Annotated in this window: 19 protein-coding genes and 1 pseudogene; 13 read left to right on the top strand and 7 right to left on the bottom strand. The window is 64.1% G+C overall.

Annotation, left to right across the window (positions count from 1 at the left end; genetic code table 11):
- Positions 1-9 precede the first annotated feature (9 nt).
- Positions 10-327 carry a helix-turn-helix domain-containing protein gene (locus tag FB547_RS21960; RefSeq protein WP_145745795.1) on the bottom strand — a complete coding sequence of 106 codons (318 nt, stop codon included), beginning with the start codon at positions 325-327 and terminating at the stop codon, positions 10-12.
- 143 nt (positions 328-470) lie between these two features.
- Here FB547_RS21960 and FB547_RS21955 point away from each other — a divergent pair, with 143 nt between their 5' ends.
- From FB547_RS21955 to FB547_RS21905, 12 genes and pseudogenes are all read left to right on the top strand, one after another.
- The gene (locus FB547_RS21955; RefSeq protein ID WP_145745794.1) at positions 471-812 is read left to right on the top strand and encodes a DUF2958 domain-containing protein; all 342 of its coding nucleotides are present in this window, start codon (positions 471-473) and stop codon (positions 810-812) included.
- Between the two features lie 125 nt (positions 813-937).
- Positions 938-1,123, top strand: coding sequence for a transcriptional regulator domain-containing protein (locus tag FB547_RS33635; protein WP_225612727.1), 186 nt, complete (start codon positions 938-940; stop codon positions 1,121-1,123).
- Positions 1,124-1,190: 67 nt separating this feature from the next.
- Positions 1,191-1,733, top strand: a complete 543-nt coding sequence (locus FB547_RS21950; protein ID WP_261380369.1) for a DUF2285 domain-containing protein — start codon at positions 1,191-1,193, stop codon at positions 1,731-1,733.
- 92 nt (positions 1,734-1,825) lie between these two features.
- A complete protein-coding gene (locus FB547_RS21945; RefSeq protein WP_225612725.1) occupies positions 1,826-2,122 on the top strand; it encodes a helix-turn-helix transcriptional regulator in 297 nt (98 codons plus the stop codon).
- A 26-nt stretch (positions 2,123-2,148) separates the two neighbouring features.
- A pseudogene (locus tag FB547_RS21940) lies at positions 2,149-2,973 on the top strand (replication initiator protein A); the annotation flags it as partial.
- A 200-nt stretch (positions 2,974-3,173) separates the two neighbouring features.
- On the top strand, positions 3,174-3,935 hold the full coding sequence (parA, locus tag FB547_RS21935) for a ParA family partition ATPase (RefSeq protein ID WP_261380354.1): 762 nt from the start codon (positions 3,174-3,176) through the stop codon (positions 3,933-3,935).
- Positions 3,932-4,195, top strand: coding sequence for a chromosome partitioning protein ParB (locus tag FB547_RS21930; protein ID WP_145745792.1), 264 nt, complete (start codon positions 3,932-3,934; stop codon positions 4,193-4,195). The genes parA and FB547_RS21930 overlap by 4 nt, the downstream gene beginning before the upstream one ends.
- A complete protein-coding gene (locus tag FB547_RS21925) occupies positions 4,192-4,722 on the top strand; it encodes a DUF2840 domain-containing protein (protein WP_145745791.1) in 531 nt (176 codons plus the stop codon). The genes FB547_RS21930 and FB547_RS21925 overlap by 4 nt, the downstream gene beginning before the upstream one ends.
- Positions 4,719-5,231, top strand: a complete 513-nt coding sequence (locus FB547_RS21920; protein ID WP_145745790.1) for a S26 family signal peptidase — start codon at positions 4,719-4,721, stop codon at positions 5,229-5,231. Before FB547_RS21925 ends, FB547_RS21920 begins: the two co-directional genes overlap by 4 nt.
- A gap of 375 nt (positions 5,232-5,606) precedes the next feature.
- The gene (locus FB547_RS21915; protein WP_145745789.1) at positions 5,607-7,577 is read left to right on the top strand and encodes a DUF3363 domain-containing protein; all 1,971 of its coding nucleotides are present in this window, start codon (positions 5,607-5,609) and stop codon (positions 7,575-7,577) included.
- 211 nt (positions 7,578-7,788) lie between these two features.
- Positions 7,789-9,159 (top strand): aspartate aminotransferase family protein, encoded by a 1,371-nt coding sequence (locus FB547_RS21910; RefSeq protein ID WP_145745788.1) that lies wholly within the window; start codon positions 7,789-7,791, stop codon positions 9,157-9,159.
- Positions 9,160-9,658: 499 nt separating this feature from the next.
- Positions 9,659-10,195: a GNAT family N-acetyltransferase gene (locus FB547_RS21905; protein WP_145745787.1), complete on the top strand. Its 537-nt coding sequence runs from the start codon at positions 9,659-9,661 to the stop codon at positions 10,193-10,195.
- A 287-nt stretch (positions 10,196-10,482) separates the two neighbouring features.
- On the opposite strand, the gene FB547_RS33880 is transcribed toward FB547_RS21905, so the two are convergent.
- Positions 10,483-10,728: a transposase domain-containing protein gene (locus FB547_RS33880; protein WP_410000811.1), complete on the bottom strand. Its 246-nt coding sequence runs from the start codon at positions 10,726-10,728 to the stop codon at positions 10,483-10,485.
- 263 nt (positions 10,729-10,991) lie between these two features.
- Between FB547_RS33880 and FB547_RS21895 the strand changes: the two genes are divergently transcribed.
- Positions 10,992-11,957 carry a helix-turn-helix domain-containing protein gene (locus FB547_RS21895; RefSeq protein ID WP_145745786.1) on the top strand — a complete coding sequence of 322 codons (966 nt, stop codon included), beginning with the start codon at positions 10,992-10,994 and terminating at the stop codon, positions 11,955-11,957.
- Between the two features lie 189 nt (positions 11,958-12,146).
- On the opposite strand, the gene FB547_RS21890 is transcribed toward FB547_RS21895, so the two are convergent.
- The 5 genes from FB547_RS21890 to FB547_RS21870 all read right to left on the bottom strand — a co-directional run bounded on the left by FB547_RS21890 (position 12,147) and on the right by FB547_RS21870 (position 17,385).
- Complete coding sequence (locus FB547_RS21890) at positions 12,147-13,454, bottom strand: alginate export family protein (RefSeq protein ID WP_145745785.1); 1,308 nt, start codon at positions 13,452-13,454, stop codon at positions 12,147-12,149.
- Positions 13,455-13,634: 180 nt separating this feature from the next.
- Positions 13,635-15,164, bottom strand: a complete 1,530-nt coding sequence (locus tag FB547_RS21885; protein WP_145745784.1) for a PepSY domain-containing protein — start codon at positions 15,162-15,164, stop codon at positions 13,635-13,637.
- A 46-nt stretch (positions 15,165-15,210) separates the two neighbouring features.
- Positions 15,211-16,038, bottom strand: coding sequence for a DUF4198 domain-containing protein (locus FB547_RS21880; protein WP_209535074.1), 828 nt, complete (start codon positions 16,036-16,038; stop codon positions 15,211-15,213).
- An 8-nt stretch (positions 16,039-16,046) separates the two neighbouring features.
- Positions 16,047-16,367, bottom strand: coding sequence for a hypothetical protein (locus tag FB547_RS21875; RefSeq protein WP_145745782.1), 321 nt, complete (start codon positions 16,365-16,367; stop codon positions 16,047-16,049).
- A gap of 28 nt (positions 16,368-16,395) precedes the next feature.
- On the bottom strand, positions 16,396-17,385 hold the full coding sequence (locus tag FB547_RS21870) for a metal ABC transporter substrate-binding protein (protein ID WP_209535076.1): 990 nt from the start codon (positions 17,383-17,385) through the stop codon (positions 16,396-16,398).
- Between the last annotated feature and the right edge of the window lie 6 nt (positions 17,386-17,391).

Genomic DNA, 17,391 nt, shown 5'->3' with positions numbered 1-17,391 from the left:
CTGCGGGCATCAGTCGCCGGCTTGTCCGGCGGGCGGCTGGTGCCATTCCTTCGGAAGCCTGGCCTCCGTCTCCAGCAGCAGTTCGCCCGCGCTGCGGTCGAGTGCCCGGGCTATTTTGAGCACGAGGACCAGCGTGGGCATGTGTTCGCCGCGCTCGATCTTGCCCATGTGCGAACGCTCGATGCCGGCCAGGTGCGCCAGCGTTTCCTGGGCAACACCATCCGCGGTACGCAGTGCGCGCACCACGGCACCGAACGCCAGCGCGGGCGCGACCTCGAAGGTCGTCGCGCCGGCCGGCCGTCCACGCTGGATGGTTCGCTTCTGCATGGACAGAAGCGTCCCGGTTCAGCACAATTTAAACCACGTTATCTTTAACTCAATCTGGCGTCTAATTAATGCCTCTTGGAAGTACTTACCTGCGTCCTTTCCCCCTTCACGGCAGTAGCTTCAACCCCTCTTGCGGAGGAACCATGACCCTCCTCACCGAACAACAGCGCACCCAGTTGCTGGCCAACGGCGCGGCCCGCGCCACTGGCCAGGCCATCGATCCCTATCCCATCGTCAAGCTGTACACGCTGGACGCGCCCGCCTGCTGGCTACTGACCGAGCTCGATGCCGATGGCGATCGCGCCTACGGGCTTACCGATGCCGGCACCGGCTTCCCCGAGTTGGGCCGAGTGAGCCTGTCGGCGCTCGAGAGCGTGCGCGGCCCCAAGGGCCTGCGCATCGTGGCCGATCCGCATTTCAACGCGCGTCAGCCGCTGTCAGCCTATGTGGCAGACGCACAGCGCGACGGGTCGATCAACGACTGAGCTTCATGACGGTTGGGTCGCGCGGCAGCGTCGCCGCGTGCGCGACAGCGCACCGCCGCAAAAGCCAGCCATGCCAGCCATACCTGTGGCAGCGTACTCCCAGGCAAGAAAAACGGAGTTTCGCCATGACTGGCCGCAATATTGAAGATCAGCCGAACGCACCCTGGGGCGTGTCGGCCGCCTATCTGTACACGCTGAGCCTCGATGGTCCCGCACTCGCTTGGGAGTATCTGCGCCGCCATCCGCAGTACCAGAGGGACTGGGCACGGCGCGGTGCATCGTTCGAGCGATGGGGGTTGCGACGGCGCTGAAGATCCAACTCTCGACGCGCGTGAGGCGCATCCGCTCTGGATCACGGCGACTGATGATTTGCTGCACGTGCGCGCATTGACTGCGCGCAGCGCATCTGACCAGCAGTCCTTCGACCTGTGGCGTGTGCCTGGACGCAAGCGCCTGGCGCTGGGCGGCGCAGGCCTGACGCTGCTGGCTGAGGTGTCCGCGCAGCATTTGCATGCGTCACTGGCTGGTGACCTCGCCGACGGGACGGCCTACGCCGTCACCGTTCCGCTCGGCCCTGCCCTGCGTGGGCAACTCGACACATTCACCGTACAGGCACAGGCCCTGCAGGGCCTTTCACCCGCGGCAGGGGGCGTGCGGGCTGCTAGCCGTGCCGAACTGCTGCATCTTCGCGCCCTGCAGGCGCTCGACGGCACGCAGGCCGGCGCGTCGCATCGCGACATCGCTCAGGCCCTGTTCGGCCTCGAAGCCGTGGCGTTGCGCTGGCAAGCCGATGGTGAACTGCGAGCGCAGGTCCGGCACCTGCTGCGGCGCGCCGAGGCGTACATGAGGGGCGGCTATCTGGTCCTGGCGGGGGCCAGGCGCACCGTAGCACAGTCCCCCGGAGACGAACCGATGCGCTGAATCTCTCCCTGCGCAGGAAGGCCCTTACTCCCGAGACTGCCTCCATCGGGCTGCAAATGGTTTGCGGCTCACCGACAGTGATGGAGGCCGTCATGGCGAGTGCCAGTTCCCTGTATCCCACCCGCGCCCCTGCGCCATCGCTAAAGGCGCAAGCGGTACCCGCCGCGCCAGCTAACCCCGAGTTCCTGACCACCGAGGAGGCCGGCGCCTTCCTGCGGCTGTCGCCGCGCACGCTGGAGAAACAGCGCGTGTTGGGCGGTGGCCCGCGCTTCCGCAAGTTCGGCGCGCGTGTGGTCTACGCGGTCGAGGACCTGCGCACCTGGGCCAACAGCCGCGCCTACGGAATGACCTCCGATCCCGGCTACGTGCAGCGCGACTCGGTCCGCTGATCGATGCAGGGCAGGGGCCGGTCTCTATGTCGAAGCGCCCGAGTGAACGCGAACAGCTGTCACTGTTCCGCGCATTGCCGGGCGGCGACATGGCGCTGCGCGACGCGCAGGACCTGATGGCCTACCCGTTCTTCTCGCTGGCCAAGTCGCCGCGCACCGTGCCGATCCGCTTCGAGGCCGGCGGCGTGTCGCTCAACGTGGAGGGCGTGCCTGAGCATGGCATCGCCACCATCTGGGATGCCGACGTGCTGATCTGGGCCGCGAGCCAGATCGTCCAGGCCAAGAAGGAGGGCATCGCGCCTTCGCGCCTGATGGTGGCCACGCCCTACGAGATCCTGTGCTTCGCGCAACGAGGTACCGGCCGCAGCGACTACCTAGCGCTGCGCGCCGCGCTGGACCGGCTGCAGTCCACAACCGTCGCGACAACCTTGCGCCAGCGGGAGCGCCCGAATGGCGCCAAGCGCACGCACCGCTTCTCCTGGATCAACGAATGGAAGGAGTACATCCGGCCCGATGGCCGCGCCGACGGCATCGAGTTGATCCTGGCCGACTGGTTTTTCTCGGGCGTGATGGACGAGGCTCTGGTGCTCACTCTGGACCCCACGTACTTCCGGCTTTCCGGAGGCATCGAGCGTTGGCTGTACCGGCTCGTGCGCAAGCATGGCGGCCGGCAGCCCGGTGGCTGGCGCTTCGACATGCGCCACCTGTACCTGAAGTCCGGTGCGCTCCAACGCTACCGCGACTTCGCCGCGCATGTGCGCGGCCTGGCTCTGCACCAGGCGTTGCCCGGCTATCGCCTCTTCATCGAGCGCAGCGGCGGCAGCGAATGGCTGGCGTTCCGCCATTGCCCGGACGTCGTCGCGAGGAGCAACTTATTCACAACTTCTGTTGAAGAACCTGTGGATGGTGTGTGGACGGACTCGGTGGATCACCGGCACGCGACTCGGGGTATCACCGGCGCTTCTATCGGTGGATCACCGGCGCGAAACACCCAGCGAGCCGCGCCCAGCAACGGTTTCGGGGCTCCCTAAACATCTAAAGGGATACATAAATGGAAGTCACGCGCGCGCGAGCGGAGGATGCCCAAAAAATGGGCAGTGGTTCAGCGACTGCAAATCAGGCAGGTCCAATACCCGAGAACTGCCTCCCGGCAAGAGAAGACAGCCGCCCCGGCAAAGTGATCGCGCTGCTTAACCAGAAAGGCGGCGCAGGCAAGACAACGCTCGCCACGCACCTGGCTGGCGAGTTGGCTCTGCAGGGAAGCCGCGTCACGCTGCTCGATGCCGACCCGCAGGGGTCGGCCCTCGACTGGGCGCAACGGCGGCTTCAGAACAGGCAGGGGCGGCTGTACAGCGTCTTCGGGCTGGCGAGGGACTCGCTGCACCAAGAGGCGCCGCAGATCGCTTTGCAGACGGATTTCGTGGTGATCGATGGGCCACCGCGCGTCGCGGCCCTTGCGCGTTCCGCACTGCTGGCCGCCGACCTCGTGCTGATCCCGGTGCAGCCGAGCGCCTACGACGTGTGGGCCAGCCACGAGATGGTGCAGCTCATTGCAGAGGCCCGGGTGTTCCGGCCTGCGCTGCGCGCGGCCTTTGTCATCAACCGGCGCGTGGTCGGCACGGTGATCGGGCGCGAGGCACGCGCCGCGCTCGCCGATCAGCCGTTCGCCGCGCTGACGGCGGAAGTCTCGCAGCGCATCGTGTTCGCCGACAGCGTCGCCGCGGGGCGCCTGGCCTGCGAAGTGGCGCCGCAGTGCGCAGCCGCACGCGAGATCGCGGCGCTCGCGCAGGCGGTGCGGGAGATGCTGCGATGACCAAGCCCCTGCCATCCGCGAAGCCGCGCCGGGCATCCATTGGCCGCAGGCCCGGTGCCGATCCGGCATCGGCCTGGGTTCGACAGCCCGACGCATCAGAGATACCGGTGAAGGCATCAATCTACACCGCGCGGCTGACCATCGACGTGACGCCCGCAATGCGCGGGCGCATCAAGGTCGTGGCGTTCCGGCGCGATCTCACAGCGGCGGACATGCTGCGTGAATTGCTGGAGCGCGAATACCCGGAGGACGCGGCATGACGGCGCCGGCTTCGCATCCGACGCCAGTCGTCCCGCAGGCTTCGCTGCAAGCGATGGCGCCGCCGCGGGCCACCGGAATGCGGGTTTCGCTCGCTTTCGTCGAGCATCGGGTGAACGTCTGGCTGCGGTTTGGTCAGCCGACCGTCGAGATCGTGCTGGATCGTTGGCGGCGTGTTGCGATGTTCACGCCACGCAAAGTCTGCTGCCGCGTGAAGTGGATCGGGAATGACTACGGCACGGCGCTCTGGCAGCTCATGGTGCTGCAGTCGCCGACACCATTTGACGACGCTCAGCGCGTTGCCGGCGTGGCACCCGGCGCGCGCATACTGCTGCGCGCCGATGGCGAGCTGCAGGTCAAGGTAGTGCTCGCGGTGATTGACGCCATCGAGGCGCTGGGCATCGAGCCGTGCGCAGCCACCGCCACATACTGGCGCACAGTCGGCAACCGGCTGGCCGCGCGTCAGCCGTTGCCCGTCTACACGGCCGAGCGGCATGCGGCGCATCTCGCGCGCGAGGTACTGCAATGATGCGCCGCATGGTTTTCGCCTGCATGGGCATCAGCCTTGCGGCACTGTGCATGCCGGCCATGGTGCAGGTTCCGGTGCGCCTGGTCTACAACCCAAGCCACAGCGTGGCGCGTGGCTGGTATCGCATCGAGCCGCCTGACTCGCTGCACGTTGGCAGCATCGTGCTAGTACGGCTTCCCGCCGACGTGGCCGCGTTCGCAGCGCAGCGCGGCTACCTGCCGAACGGCGTGCCGATCCTCAAGCGCATCGGCGCGCTCGCGCCGCAATCAGTGTGTGTTCGAGAGCTGGTTGTGCGCATCGATGGCGTCGCGCTGGCGAACGTGCGCACGCATGACGGCGTGCATCGTCCGCTGCAAGCCTGGTCGCAATGCCGTTCCCTGGCGCTGAGCGAGCTGTTTCTGCTCAGCGACACGAACCCGGCGTCGTTTGACAGCCGCTACTTCGGGCCCATCGCCGCGTCGGCCGTGCTCGGCGTCGCGCAGCCCTTGTGGACATGGAGCGCGCCATGAACTTCCCATCATTCTGTCTCCGGGCATGCGGCCGAACTGCAGCTGGACCTGCGTCGGCGCTGCATCCCATCGTGCAGACGGTCCGCCGCCAGCGTGCAGCGGGCGCTGCACCGCTGCTGCCTCACGGGCAGCATTGCGCACTTGGTGCGCGGCTGGCGGTGGGTCGGAGCCGGGAGCGGAGGCGGGAGGCGGAGACGGAGGGCAAGATAAAAGGGGCGGCACGCCTTCGTCTGCCGATCCAGTCTGCACGTGGGGTTGGCGCGGCACGGCGCCTTGCAGTGCCTGTGCCGCGCAGGCATGCAACGCGGTTCGCCGCCAAGCGTGTCTGCGTGCCGTCTGCGTTGCCGTGCGTTGTGTTGCGCTGGAGCTTGCGCCATGGCCTCGCGTAAAGATACGCAGGATGGCGAGCGTTTCCGCGTCAAGCCGGTGGCGCCGAGGTCGCGCGCCGGGCCAAGTTCGCAGCGCTTCGTCTCGCAGGTCCTGAAGGCGGCCTCGAAGGCCGGCGCCAATGCTTCAGGTGTACGTATTGGGCGGCCAGCATCCATCTTCGGCCGCGGCCGCGTGGCTGCCGGCATGGCTGGCCACCGGCTCCCGGCGAACGCCCGGCGCGTGGTCATCAAGTCCCGCTTCGTGGTCCTCAAGAAAGCCGGCGCCAGTTCGGTCGCCGCGCACCTGCGTTACATCGAGCGAGACGGTGTCACGCGCGATGGGCAGCGCGGCCAAGCCTACGGTGCGGCCACGGACGAGGCGAATCTCAAGGCCTTCGAGGAACGAGGCCGAGGCGACAGGCACCAGTTCCGTCTCATCGTTTCAGTCGAAGACGCCGAGCAGCTGGAAGACCTGCGCGGCTACACGCGCGAGCTGATGCGGCGCATGGAGGTGGATCTGGAGACGCGGCTGGACTGGGTCGCGGTCGATCATTGGGACACGGACAACCCGCACACCCACGTCGTGTTGCGCGGCAAGGTCGGCGAGGGGAGGGCGAGCCGGGACCTGGTCATCGCCCCGGACTACATGGCCCACGGCATGCGGTTGCGTGCCAGCGAGATCGCGACCGAGTGGCTCGGGCCCCGTACCGAGCTGGAGATCCGGCAAGGGCTGCAGCGAGAGGTAGAGCAGGAGCGGCTGACTAGCCTCGACCGGACGCTGTTGCGGCAAGCGGCGGCCGATGTGGTGGACCTGACCCAGGCGCCAGAGAAGACCGCGAACCTGCGGCAGCGCCAGACCCTGCTGCGTGCCCGGCTGCAGCGGCTCGACGCCATGGGGCTGGCCGAGCGGCTCGACGCGAACCACTGGCAGTTGGCGCCGGGCGTGGAGCGATCCCTGTCAGCGATGGGCGAGCGCGGAGACATCCTGCGCGCGATGCACCGGGCAATGAAGGGCGACAAGCGTGAGCTGGTGATTGAGGCGAGCCCGACAATGTCCATCGTCGGGCGCATCACAGGCAAGGGCTTGGCCGACGAACTGCACGGGCGAGGCTATCTGGTGGTCGATGGCGTCGACGGACGGGCGCACTACCTGAAGCTGCCGGTCGGCGCCGACTTGTCGGCGCTTCCGATGGGCGGGATTGTGGAGGCGAACCCGCCGGCGCAGGAGCGGGCGGTGGACCGCAACATCGCGGCGGTCTCGAGAGATGGCGTCTACAGGACCGCCGAGCATTTGGCCCATCTCGAGCTGACCAACGATCCGGATCCTCGATCTGCCGTGGATGTCCACGTGCGCCGACTCGAGGCGTTGCGCCGTGCGGGCGTCGTGGAGCGTGTGGCCGATGGCGTCTGGAAGGTGCCGTCGGATCTGACGGTGAAAGCGCGACAACACGATGCGCAGAAAGCTGCAGGACCGACCATCGAGTTGCACTCCCACCTGCGCATCGATCAGCAGGTACGCGCCATCGGCGCCACCTGGCTGGACAGGCAATTGATCGATGGGGGCCGCGGCTTGGTAGCGCAAGGCTTCGGTACCCAGGTACGCGATGCAATGCGCAGCCGCGCGGAGTTCCTGATCGAACAGCGCCTGGCCGAACGTCGAGGTCGGCGTTTCGCGCTCGCACGTGACCTGCTGTCGACCTTGCGGGATCGGGAATTGGCGGTAGCTGCCAAATCCTTGCAGGATCAGACCGGCCGGAGCTACCGGAGACTGAAGGACGGCGAGCGGGCCAGCGGCACCTATCGCCGAAGTATTCAGCTTGCCAGTGGTCGCTTCGCCATGCTCGATGACGGGGTGGGTTTCGCCCTGCTGCCTTGGCGACCTGTGATTGAACAGCACCTGGGTCAACAGGTCTCCGCCGTCAGCCGTGGCCAATCGGTGACTTGGCAGTTGGGGCGGCAGCGGGGCATCTCCATATGACGACCGCCCGGCGTGCATTGCCGATTCGGGCTACCGAGCCGAGGTGATCTCGGCCAACATCGGTTGGACCAAGCGTTGTCGGACCCTATTTCATGAATGCAGAGCCGCCGCCTCGCGGCCTAGCCACCTCACGAAGCTGTCCGCTCCGTCCTTGTCCGTCGCAGCGATGCGGCGATTGCTCAACCCCGAATCCGACCGAAAAGCTATGACTATGACCGAGACCGATCTGGAAGCCCTCAATTTCCCCGACGCACCGAAAATGGTGTCAGCCGAGTTCCCTGGCCCGAAGTCGGCTGATGCGCTGGCCCAGTCGGCACGTACCGAATCCATGGCGCGCGGTGCCGGTCGAGCGCCCGTGGTGATCGATCGCGCTTTCGGCGTGACTTTCAAGGACCCCGACGGCAATACGTTCATCGACCTGTCGGCTGGCGTTGGTGTAAGCAGTGTGGGACGTTGCCATCCCAAGGTGGTCGCAGCCATGCGCGAGCAATCCGAAGTGCTGATGCATGCCATGGAGGTGAATAGCACGAAGCGCACGGAGTTGGCCACCAAGATCTCTGAGATCATGCCGGAAGGACTGCGAGGCGATTGCATCACGTTCTTCACGCAGGGCGGCAGCGACGCGCTCGAAGCAGCAGTGAAGTTTGCCAAGCGCGTCACGGGACGGCACCAGATCATCGCTTTTCATGGGGGCTATCACGGTGTGTGGAACGCCTCCGTGGCGCTGACTACCGGTACAGCCTATCGCAAGGGCTACGCTCCCTTCATGGGCGGCGTAATTCACGCGCCCTATCCTTATGCTTATCGGTTTCCATTCGACACCAATCAAAAAAGTGCCGAACAGATCGCAGGTGAGTACGTCGACTATCTTCTGAATACGCCATACACGGCCGCCGACGATGTTGCAGCTGTGATTGTCGAACCTGTGCAGGGTGAAGGCGGATACGTGCCGCCCGCGCCGGAGTTCCTGCAAATATTGCGCAAGGCCTGTGATCGCAGTGGCGCGCTGCTAATTGTTGACGAGGTGCAAGCCGGCGCAGGTCGGACCGGCAAGATGTGGGCGGTGGAGCACTCTGGCGTGAAGCCGGACATGCTCACCTTCGGCAAGGGCATCGGGGGCGATGTCCCTATGGCAGGACTCGTGATGCGCTCAGACCTAGCGGCAAAGATTCCGGACGGATCAGTACCGAATACCTTCGCAGCCAATTCGGTCTCCGCCGCCGTTGCGCTCACCAACATCAGTCTGTTGCAGGATCCTTCGCTGGGTCTGCTGGATCGCGCTCGCTCGCTTGGTCAGGAGGCAAAGGAGTACATCCAAGGCCTCAACAGTCCGTTCATCGGCGAAGTCCGCGGCTTGGGGCTCATGATCGGTATCGAGTTGGTGCAGGATCGGGCGACCAAGGAGCCCCTGAGCCACGAGAAGATTGGCGAGCTGATGGGCTATGTTCTGAGCCACGGCGTGATGATGGTGCCATGCGGGCGCTATGGCAATGTGATGCGCGTGATGCCGTCGCTCACGATTCCGCGATCGCTGTTGTTCAAGGCGCTTGACATCTTTGGACGGGGCTTGTCCACGCTTTGACGGGGCCGCAACGCGACGAGCCGATATGCACCACCTTGCCAGCGGCAAGGGAGACGCTGCGTGGCTGCGAAAAGGTCATGGTGCCGCACGCGGATGATCGAGGCCTTCGTTGCTGGGGTATCTGCACACCGCGCACCAAGATTCTTTCCCGTTCGGCCTAGCCTGCGCGCAGAAGAGCCAGCTTGTTTGCGGACTATGGGCTTCATGTAGCGCGGCCCGGGAGTGCGGTGAGGTGGGACGCGGCTTGTCCATCGCCAAGCTGCCGCGAACTGGTTGTGAGCTTTGCGTTGCCGGACGCCACGAACAGGTGCTCCGCTGTGTGCCCAATGGGAGGCGCCGTGGTCGCTGACGCGATCGTGCATCGATGACGGCGGATGAAACAGTCTCGCAAGTCAAAAAAATCCCTTGCGTGATGGCGCTTGGCGAAGTGGCTTCAAACCACTATGAATGAGACCTCTATCACTATTGCCTTGCGGCGAGTGGCACAGGAGCAGAAGTCGTGAAGAAAAATTGGCAGGAGATCTGCCTGACACTCGAGATTGCTCGCAAGGAGGATCTGCGGGGATTCAAACGGGAGCTGCAGAAAGCATTTGCTGCAGGCATGGTCGAAGCCCTGTGCACCAGCCCGGACGAGCCCATCCCCTCGGATGAGGACATGGAGAAATCGTTTGGCGCGACGGGTGCCGTCACCTGTCACATCTTGATGAATGGAGCCCGGGTCGGTGGTGTAGTGCTGAGAATTGACGAGGCCACCCAGTACAACTCGCTGGACCTCTTTTTTGTGTCGACTGGCACTCACGGCCGTGGCGTCGGACTCCAGGCCTGGAAGGTCATCGAGGCTCGTTATCCTGAGACGAAAGTCTGGGAAACGCACACGCCGTATTTTGAGAAACGCAATATCCACTTCTACGTGAACAAATGCGGATTCAAAATTGTAGAGTTTTACAACCGGCACCATCCCGATCCCGAGCATCCCCAGCCTGCAGGTCTCCCCGGGAGGTGGGACATGTTCAGATTTGAGAAGCTCATGGGTTAGGGGGGCGCTTGTTCGGTAAATCGCATCGTAACCAGCACACCGAACTGCGCTTGGATCAGCACGATGGCCTTGCCGCTCGATCTCGCTTGGCCAGGCAAACCGTTTTTCCGCGCTGGCCGGGGTTTCGCTTTCGGAGCCGGTCGGCAGATGCGCCAACATATGTCGGCGTTTGGGTTTTTTGGAATCCCACAAGCGATCGTGCCTGAGGTGGGTTCCTTTAGGAGGCTCAGTACTTCGCGGAACATCGCGACCCTCTGCGCCTGACGCTGGCCCCACATGTACGAATGTCAGGCAGCGGATGCCCCGGGTTGGCGGCGATGCGGCAGCAGTTCGCCGACAAGCGACACCTTGTGCGTGGCAGGCACAAGCAGGACGTCCTTCAAGTACGCGTACGGATCGAGCTGATTGAGCTTGGGCGACTTGTCGACCGGATCAAGTTCATCGCTGCGGAGGCCGTGCCGATCCGCGCACGGTGAACCCGCGAACAGCCAGTTGCCTCGGGTGCCTCCACCCAGTTGTTTCCATGCGTGCAATGCATCGGCAACGGGCCTTGCCTTGTGCAATCTCTCTGACGAGCTGCGGAGGATCGGACGGACTGCACGCCAAGGCGCTCCGCATTGGACAAGTATTCAACAGGTCAACGGCGTTTGATCGGCACGGCCTTTGCGTTGGCCGCGAAGCTGTCCTTCGCTAAAGGGGTTTCCCCTCTATGAAGCTCTGATCGATCTGTGCAATATTTTGTCTATGTGAGAATTTGGCATAGTAAAAGCAACCGTCCTTCAAGGAGTGCCAGCCGGTGAATCAAAGCATCCATCGCTTTCAAGACATACATGCCCACGCGGTCTCGGTGCAGGAGTGGAACCAGACCTACAGCCAGATCACTGCGGGGTCGCTCGAGAGTTCACTCATGCAACTCACGAGTGCAAGATGCCATGTCTTTCGGGAGCAAATCAACCAGCGGGTGGTGCAGCACGGGGAGGCGCCGAAGGGCAGGGTGTGTTTCGCGGTGCCACTTGCGATCCCGGGGGCGATCCGGATGCAGGGACGCGAGGCGGACTTCAGCAGCATCTTTTTTCTTCGTGGCGGAGAGGAGTTCATGTTCCACATGCCAACAGGCATGGACATGCTGGCGATTACCTTCGAGCGCGAATTCTTCGAAGCCGCGTTGGGCGACACCGCTTCGGCTAGCGAGATCCAGACCTTGCTTCGGCAACCAGTAATCAAGGTGCCGCCGCCGCGTCTTGCAGAGTGTCGCCAGCGTTTGCTCACGATGTTCTCCGAAGCGCTTGTCAACGAGGAGCTTGGCAACACGCAGGCGCGCGAGCGCGAGCTGGAACAGGCCATGCTGGATGAACTTCTGGTGCTGATGACCGACCCGGCCTGCGACAGGCGGCAGCGCAGCGGCAGCTCCACGCACAGTTTCATCGTTGAGAAGTGCCACAGATTGGCGATGTCGGAGACGATCAACGTGCCCAGCGTGATCGAGTTGTGCCAACGCCTTCAGGTGAGCCGGCGCACTGTCCAGAACAGCTTTCGCTTGGTCGCTGAGACTACGCCTTTGAACTACCTGCGCTCCGTGCGCCTGAACGGAGTACGTCGGACTCTCATGTCGACTCCGGCCTCCGAGCTTTCCATTGGCGACGCGGCCTCCCGATGGGGCTTCTTCCACCTGAGCCATTTCGCAGCGGAATACCAGGAACTGTTCGGTGTCCTGCCGTCCCAGACCAAGCGGGCGGAAGAGGCCCGGGCATACGCTGCCTGAAGCAGCGCGTCGAATCGTCGCGCTGGTGGCAGAAAGTACCTCCGGTGCACACAGGATCGTGGAGTTCATTGGCGTCGCCGATGGCATCGCTCGCCAGAAGAGCAGTCTGCACGCAGCCCATCATGTGCAGCACTCCCCGCCGCATACGTTCCCGGCCCTTTCTGGGCACGACGCGGCGTGGTGCACCGTTTAAAAGCTTGCCACCACCATCAGCTTGAGATAGGGATTGGCCTTGGCACTGCCGCTTTGGTTGCCTCCATTGGCTTCGTACTTACGAGGCTTGTAGATCCCAATGATCGGCGAGAAAGTCAGGTTCTTGGTGATGGTCCAATCCAGGTAAAGAGCCAATTCGCGCGCGTCCAGGTTTAGCGTTGAGCGGTCGGCGAGCGTCCTGAAGTCGAAGAACATCAGCGTCGCTGCCAGACTCTCAAGCGGCCGAACGGTGAGTGCGACATCGTGGATGCGGGTGTTGAAGTTGTACGAGAACGCATAGTTCGATGCGACCTCGCCCTGGTACCGCCCGCGGAAGCCACCCTGAAACAGGGAATCGAATTCTTTCGAATACCGGGTGTAGCGGTAGCTCAGCGAAGGCTGCCATGCCACGTCGGAAAACGTATAGCCCGCCTCGGCGTACCATGCGTTGTCGTTGCGAGAGCGCTTCTTTTGGTAGGCGTACTCGAATGCGAAGTCTGCATCCGGAATTCCGGCGTTGCCGTCCGCGCGAATGCTATAGATCTTCATGCCCTTGCGCTCCAGACGCGTCGGTGAAATGGCGTATCGCTCATCGACGTCCAGGCCGCGGATGAAGGTGAATCCGACGGTGCCTTCGGGGGCGGTGTAGTCGAGCGTCCCGACCGCGATCTCCGTGTTGGCCTGCAGGCGCGTGTTCGACTTGAGCCACATCGCGCTTCCGTGCAGTCCCTCGGTGCCGCCCAGACGCAGGACAGCCGTCCTGGCGAACGCCAGGCGCTGGCCGAAGTAGTAGGCACCGCCGCGGTCATAGCGTCCATCTGCCAGGCCTTTGCCGGGATTCACGCCGTCGTCGTTGACCAGGAAGCCGGAGCCGGCTTTCACAACCTGGCGGCCCGCGGAAAAGTCGATTCCGTCCTTGCCCAATGCGGGAAGCAAGTCACCCGACTTCCATCCCACGTACGCGTCCTCGAACCGTGTGCGGTGTTCCCGGCCCGTGGTAATGCCGCCGGGGTCCCCGTCTCCCCATGTAGCCGTGCTGATCGCACTCAGTGCGCCGTAGAGCGTCCCGCTGCCGATCCGGTCGGTGGAGCCGTTCAGGCCGTACTTGGCGAAGCCCTCTTGCCATCGGAAACCGCCGGGTCGACCCACATAGTTGCGCCGGGTGCCGAACATGCCGTAGCCCGCTTTGAGCTCTGCGTTCAGAGTCGTTTCGCTTTCGGCGTAGAGTTCATAGCCATGGGCCGCAGGCGTGAGCATGCAAAGGGCGGTGAGTGAAATGAAGGGTAGGCTGCGGATCGGACGCATGGTGTCTCCTGTGTTGTGTCGTGAGAGACTTGTGATGGGCGCCCATGCGGCGGCAGAGCGTGCGCGTTGTCGTCGTTCGACGACGACCGCGCCATGGAGACAGGGAGTCGACCACAAGCGGGGCGAGTGTCCTGTTGCCCGTGGGTGGGGTGGTAGCCCAAATCAGCAATCGCGAGGAATTCAAGAAGATGGCGACCAGGGCTCATCGAGCTTGGGCATGCGGCGCGGCCTGACCTTGCTCGCGAAAATTCGCCAACCGATCACGCACGACGTGATGCACAGCGCAAGGCCGAGAAGCGACAGCATCATCACGACGCCGTCGCGCACCAACGGCCGGTTGCGCAATGCCTCGAAGTCCAGGCTGTGCATGCCCTGGTACAGCACACGCTGCCAGCGGCCCGAGGGGACGATACGCAGCAGCACCCTGGCCGACAGCGGATCCGCATACAGGTCGATCCCGTCCGCCCATCGGGCTCGCCACACCGGCAGCGGACGCGTATCCCGTACGTCGGAGGACGCGGCGTTCTGCGCGTAGTAGGCGCTGTCGTAGGCGTCGATCCGCCGCAACTCGACCGGAACATGCCCGGCGCCCCGGATGCCTCCCAGCGCCCGCGCGATCTCTTCCTCAGGAAACCTGGCGTGCAACACCGGAGCCGGCGCGGCGGCATCGGCGCGCATTACGCTTTGACCCACGCGGGTATGGACGCGATACCAGGTGTGCCCTGCAAACTGCACACGCTCAAGTTCCAGGGCGTCGGCGTTCGGCGAGCTTCGGGCATGCGCGGCAAGTGCGTCGCGCGGTTGAAGCTGTGCGACCGATGGCGCACCGAACCAACGCGCTTGCTCGGAAGGCAGGGCACTGCGCGGACCGAAAACGCCGTACGGGTTCATCGACATCAAGCCCGAGAACATCCACGTCAGCGTGAAGACTGCGGCCACAAGGCCCGCGATGTGATGCCATCGCATCCAGAACTTGCGATAGGGAATCCAGCGGGTGCGATTCAGGAAGATCTGCCAGATGCCCAGCGCAAGCCCGGTGGCAGCAAGCACCACGCCCGGAATCGACAGCCAGACCACGACCTGGTTCCACGCCTGCGGAAACTGGCGCAACACTGTCGGGTAGATCCAGTGCGGCACCGCGCCGATCCAGTTCCAGAAACGCTCGGCCCGGCGCGTGTCTCGAACCACTTCGGCGCTGCCGCGTGACACATATAACTCAAGGCCGTCGTCGCCGGCCAGCCTGACCTTCACCAGCGGACGATAAGGATCGAGTCCCTGCGGCACCGTCCATTGGTCGCGCTCCAGTTCCTCGGTGTCTACAGCCTTGCGGCCGCTGAAGGCCTGGGCGACCAGCGCGGCCTGTTGCGCAGTCAGCGGCGCGACCGGTGCGCCGCTTTCCGCGTCGAAGGTCCGCCAGACGGGGGCGCGGCCCTCGGCCTCGCCGGCCAGGATGCGCCAGACAGGCACGTCGGCGTGCATGCCCAGCCTTGCAGCGCCCAAGCCGATGCCGGCGCGCTGCGCGATCGCTTCCGCCGTCAAGCAGCAGCCCGGCTCTACCCGCAGCGGCTCGAGCCCTTCGAGCCGATCCACCTGCGACAGGTTGGGAAACGGCACATAGTGCAGCACCATGCCGGAGGCAAACCACATCAGGAAAAAAAGCGCCAGGACAACGCCGAGCCACTTGTGAACGAAGATCAGCGCGCGCTTCATGAGCTTTGCCGCCCAGGGGGACCTCTTGGGCATCTGCCACTCGATGTCACTTCATGTCCTTGACCTGGACCCACAGCACGGCGTCCTGCGACATGGTCTTTCCCTTGTGGCTTCTCGCGGTACCGATGTCCAAGGCCGCAATGCCCCACCATCCCGCTTTGGGCAAGCCGACCGCGATGACGCCTTCGGTATCGGCGACAACGCTCAGGCGTTCGTATGCGGCATGAGGCGCCGTCACGTGCGCCTTTCGTCCGAATGCCCCCGTCTTGAGATCGACCGGGTGGTTCAGATACTCGATCTCCACGCGGGCAAAGGGGACCGGCTTGCCGTCCGACAAAACGATCGCGCGGAAAACGCCGCCGGTCCAGATGCCGTACGGTCTCGTGAGGGGCTGTATCTCGACCGGAAGGCCCTGCGTGTTGGCCCAACCGCTGGGCACGCCGCCGACATTCACAACGACTTTGGTGAACTGCTGGATGTACAGGTCTTCCTCTGTCTCGAGATAGGGCTCGGGCTCGAGTACGAACACGTGATCTCCGAGCGAGCGCACCACCTCTCGCGGGATGGAGGCCCGGAACGCTGCGGCCCGCCGGCCACCCGCTTTCCATTCGACGGGGCGCAGGTATTTCTTGAGATCGGTCTTCACCGGCTCCGCGCCGGCGCGGTAGGTGGTCACGCTGAAGGAGCGCGGCTCTGCCATCGGCATCGTGGGTCCACCTTGAAAGGGATGGGTGAACACCAGCGCGAATTCCAGATCTGTGCCGCGTTCGAGTGTCGACTCCTGGACATACAGTGTCTGAAAATGGGCTTGCACGGGCAGTGCGGCCAGGCAACCGGCCAACGTGAGCACTCCGGCTCGGCGAAGAAAGTTCATCAAAGTCCTCATTTGGTGATGTTGGAGCTGTACAGCGTGGTTTGGTGGTTGTCGCCACCGAGAAAGACCACGTGGTAATCGACGCCTGGTGGCTTGAATACGTAGGTGCCGGCGTTGTCAAGGACGCCCTCCAGCAGCACCTTGTTCCTGGCGTCGAGCACCTGGATTTTTTTCCCGGCGGCGGAACTGCCGTCCGAGAAACCAGCTTCGCATTGCACCTGGTCTTGTTTGATGTAGCAGTCAAGGACGGGCGCATGCGCATGCGCCGCCGCGCACGCGGAGAGAATTCCAGCAACCGACGTCCCACGAAGCGAGAGCAATGGCTTCATCAAGTCTTTTCCTTCATTCACATGCCGCTCAACGCCGGGGCGAGCGGTCCGTGTCTTTCATTGCGTCGCCGGCGGTTTCTGCTAGAGCCGTCGACAAGGCATTCATGTTCCACCTCAGAAGGGCCTCGTAGGCGCCGGCCTCGTCGGTGAGAATGCCGGGGTTGCCCGCATCCAGTACCAGCAGCCGCGCGCCGCCTTTCTCGATGGCCTTGACGATCCGCTCGTCCGGTTTCCACTTGTGGACAACCAGCCGAATGTCTCGCTCGCGCAAGTAGCGGCTCAGCGCCGAGCGATCGCCATCGCTCCAGTCGACATCCTGTTTGACATACCAGCCTTCGACGAACACGCCGAAGTCGCCCAGCATGTAGGCGAACTCGCTGGCCAGCGAAAGAACGCGAGGGTCGCGCTGCGCCGCCATGCGTGCGCCATATTCGGCTTTCAATCGGCGCAAGCGCCCTTCGAAGGCGGCGAGGTTCTGCTGTATCCGGTTGGCATCCGGACGCGACAAGCGCTCCAGGTCGGCAGCGATCAGTGCCGCCATGCGCATGCCGTTGTCGGGGCTGAGCCAAGCGTAGGGCGACGGCCCCGCATCCGGGCCAGCTGCCTCAACCCAGGGGACGTTGTTCCTTGGTGTTTCGAGCACCGACAACCCCGGCTTCGCGGCATCCCACGAGCGCGATGCATCGATCTCGATGATGCGCAGGTTGTGCCGGCGCGCCGTCGGGTACAGCGGGTCCGCGCGCCACAGGTTGCGCAGCGTGACAACCGCTTCTGCCTTCATGAACGCGTCGGCCTGCAAGCGTGCGAGCGCGTTGCCCTGTGCTTCCATTGGCACTGCAGCACCTTCAGGCAGGCGTATAGCTTCGATGTCTGTCCCTTCGGTGAGGGCGGAGGTGAGGGCGTGTAGTGCAGGAAGTGCCGTAAGCACGCGGCATTTTTCACCGCCGGCGCCTGCATGTGCCGCAAGAGGGGCGCCCCACGCGAACACCAAGATCGTCAACCAGTTTCGGAAAGTCATGGAGTG

The sequence above is a fragment of the Variovorax beijingensis genome (assembly GCF_007828835.1).
GTDB classification, from domain to species: Bacteria; Pseudomonadota; Gammaproteobacteria; order Burkholderiales; family Burkholderiaceae_C; genus Variovorax; species Variovorax beijingensis_A.
The sequence above is the reverse complement of the archived record's forward strand: the minus strand, read 5'-3'. Positions and strand labels throughout refer to the sequence as shown.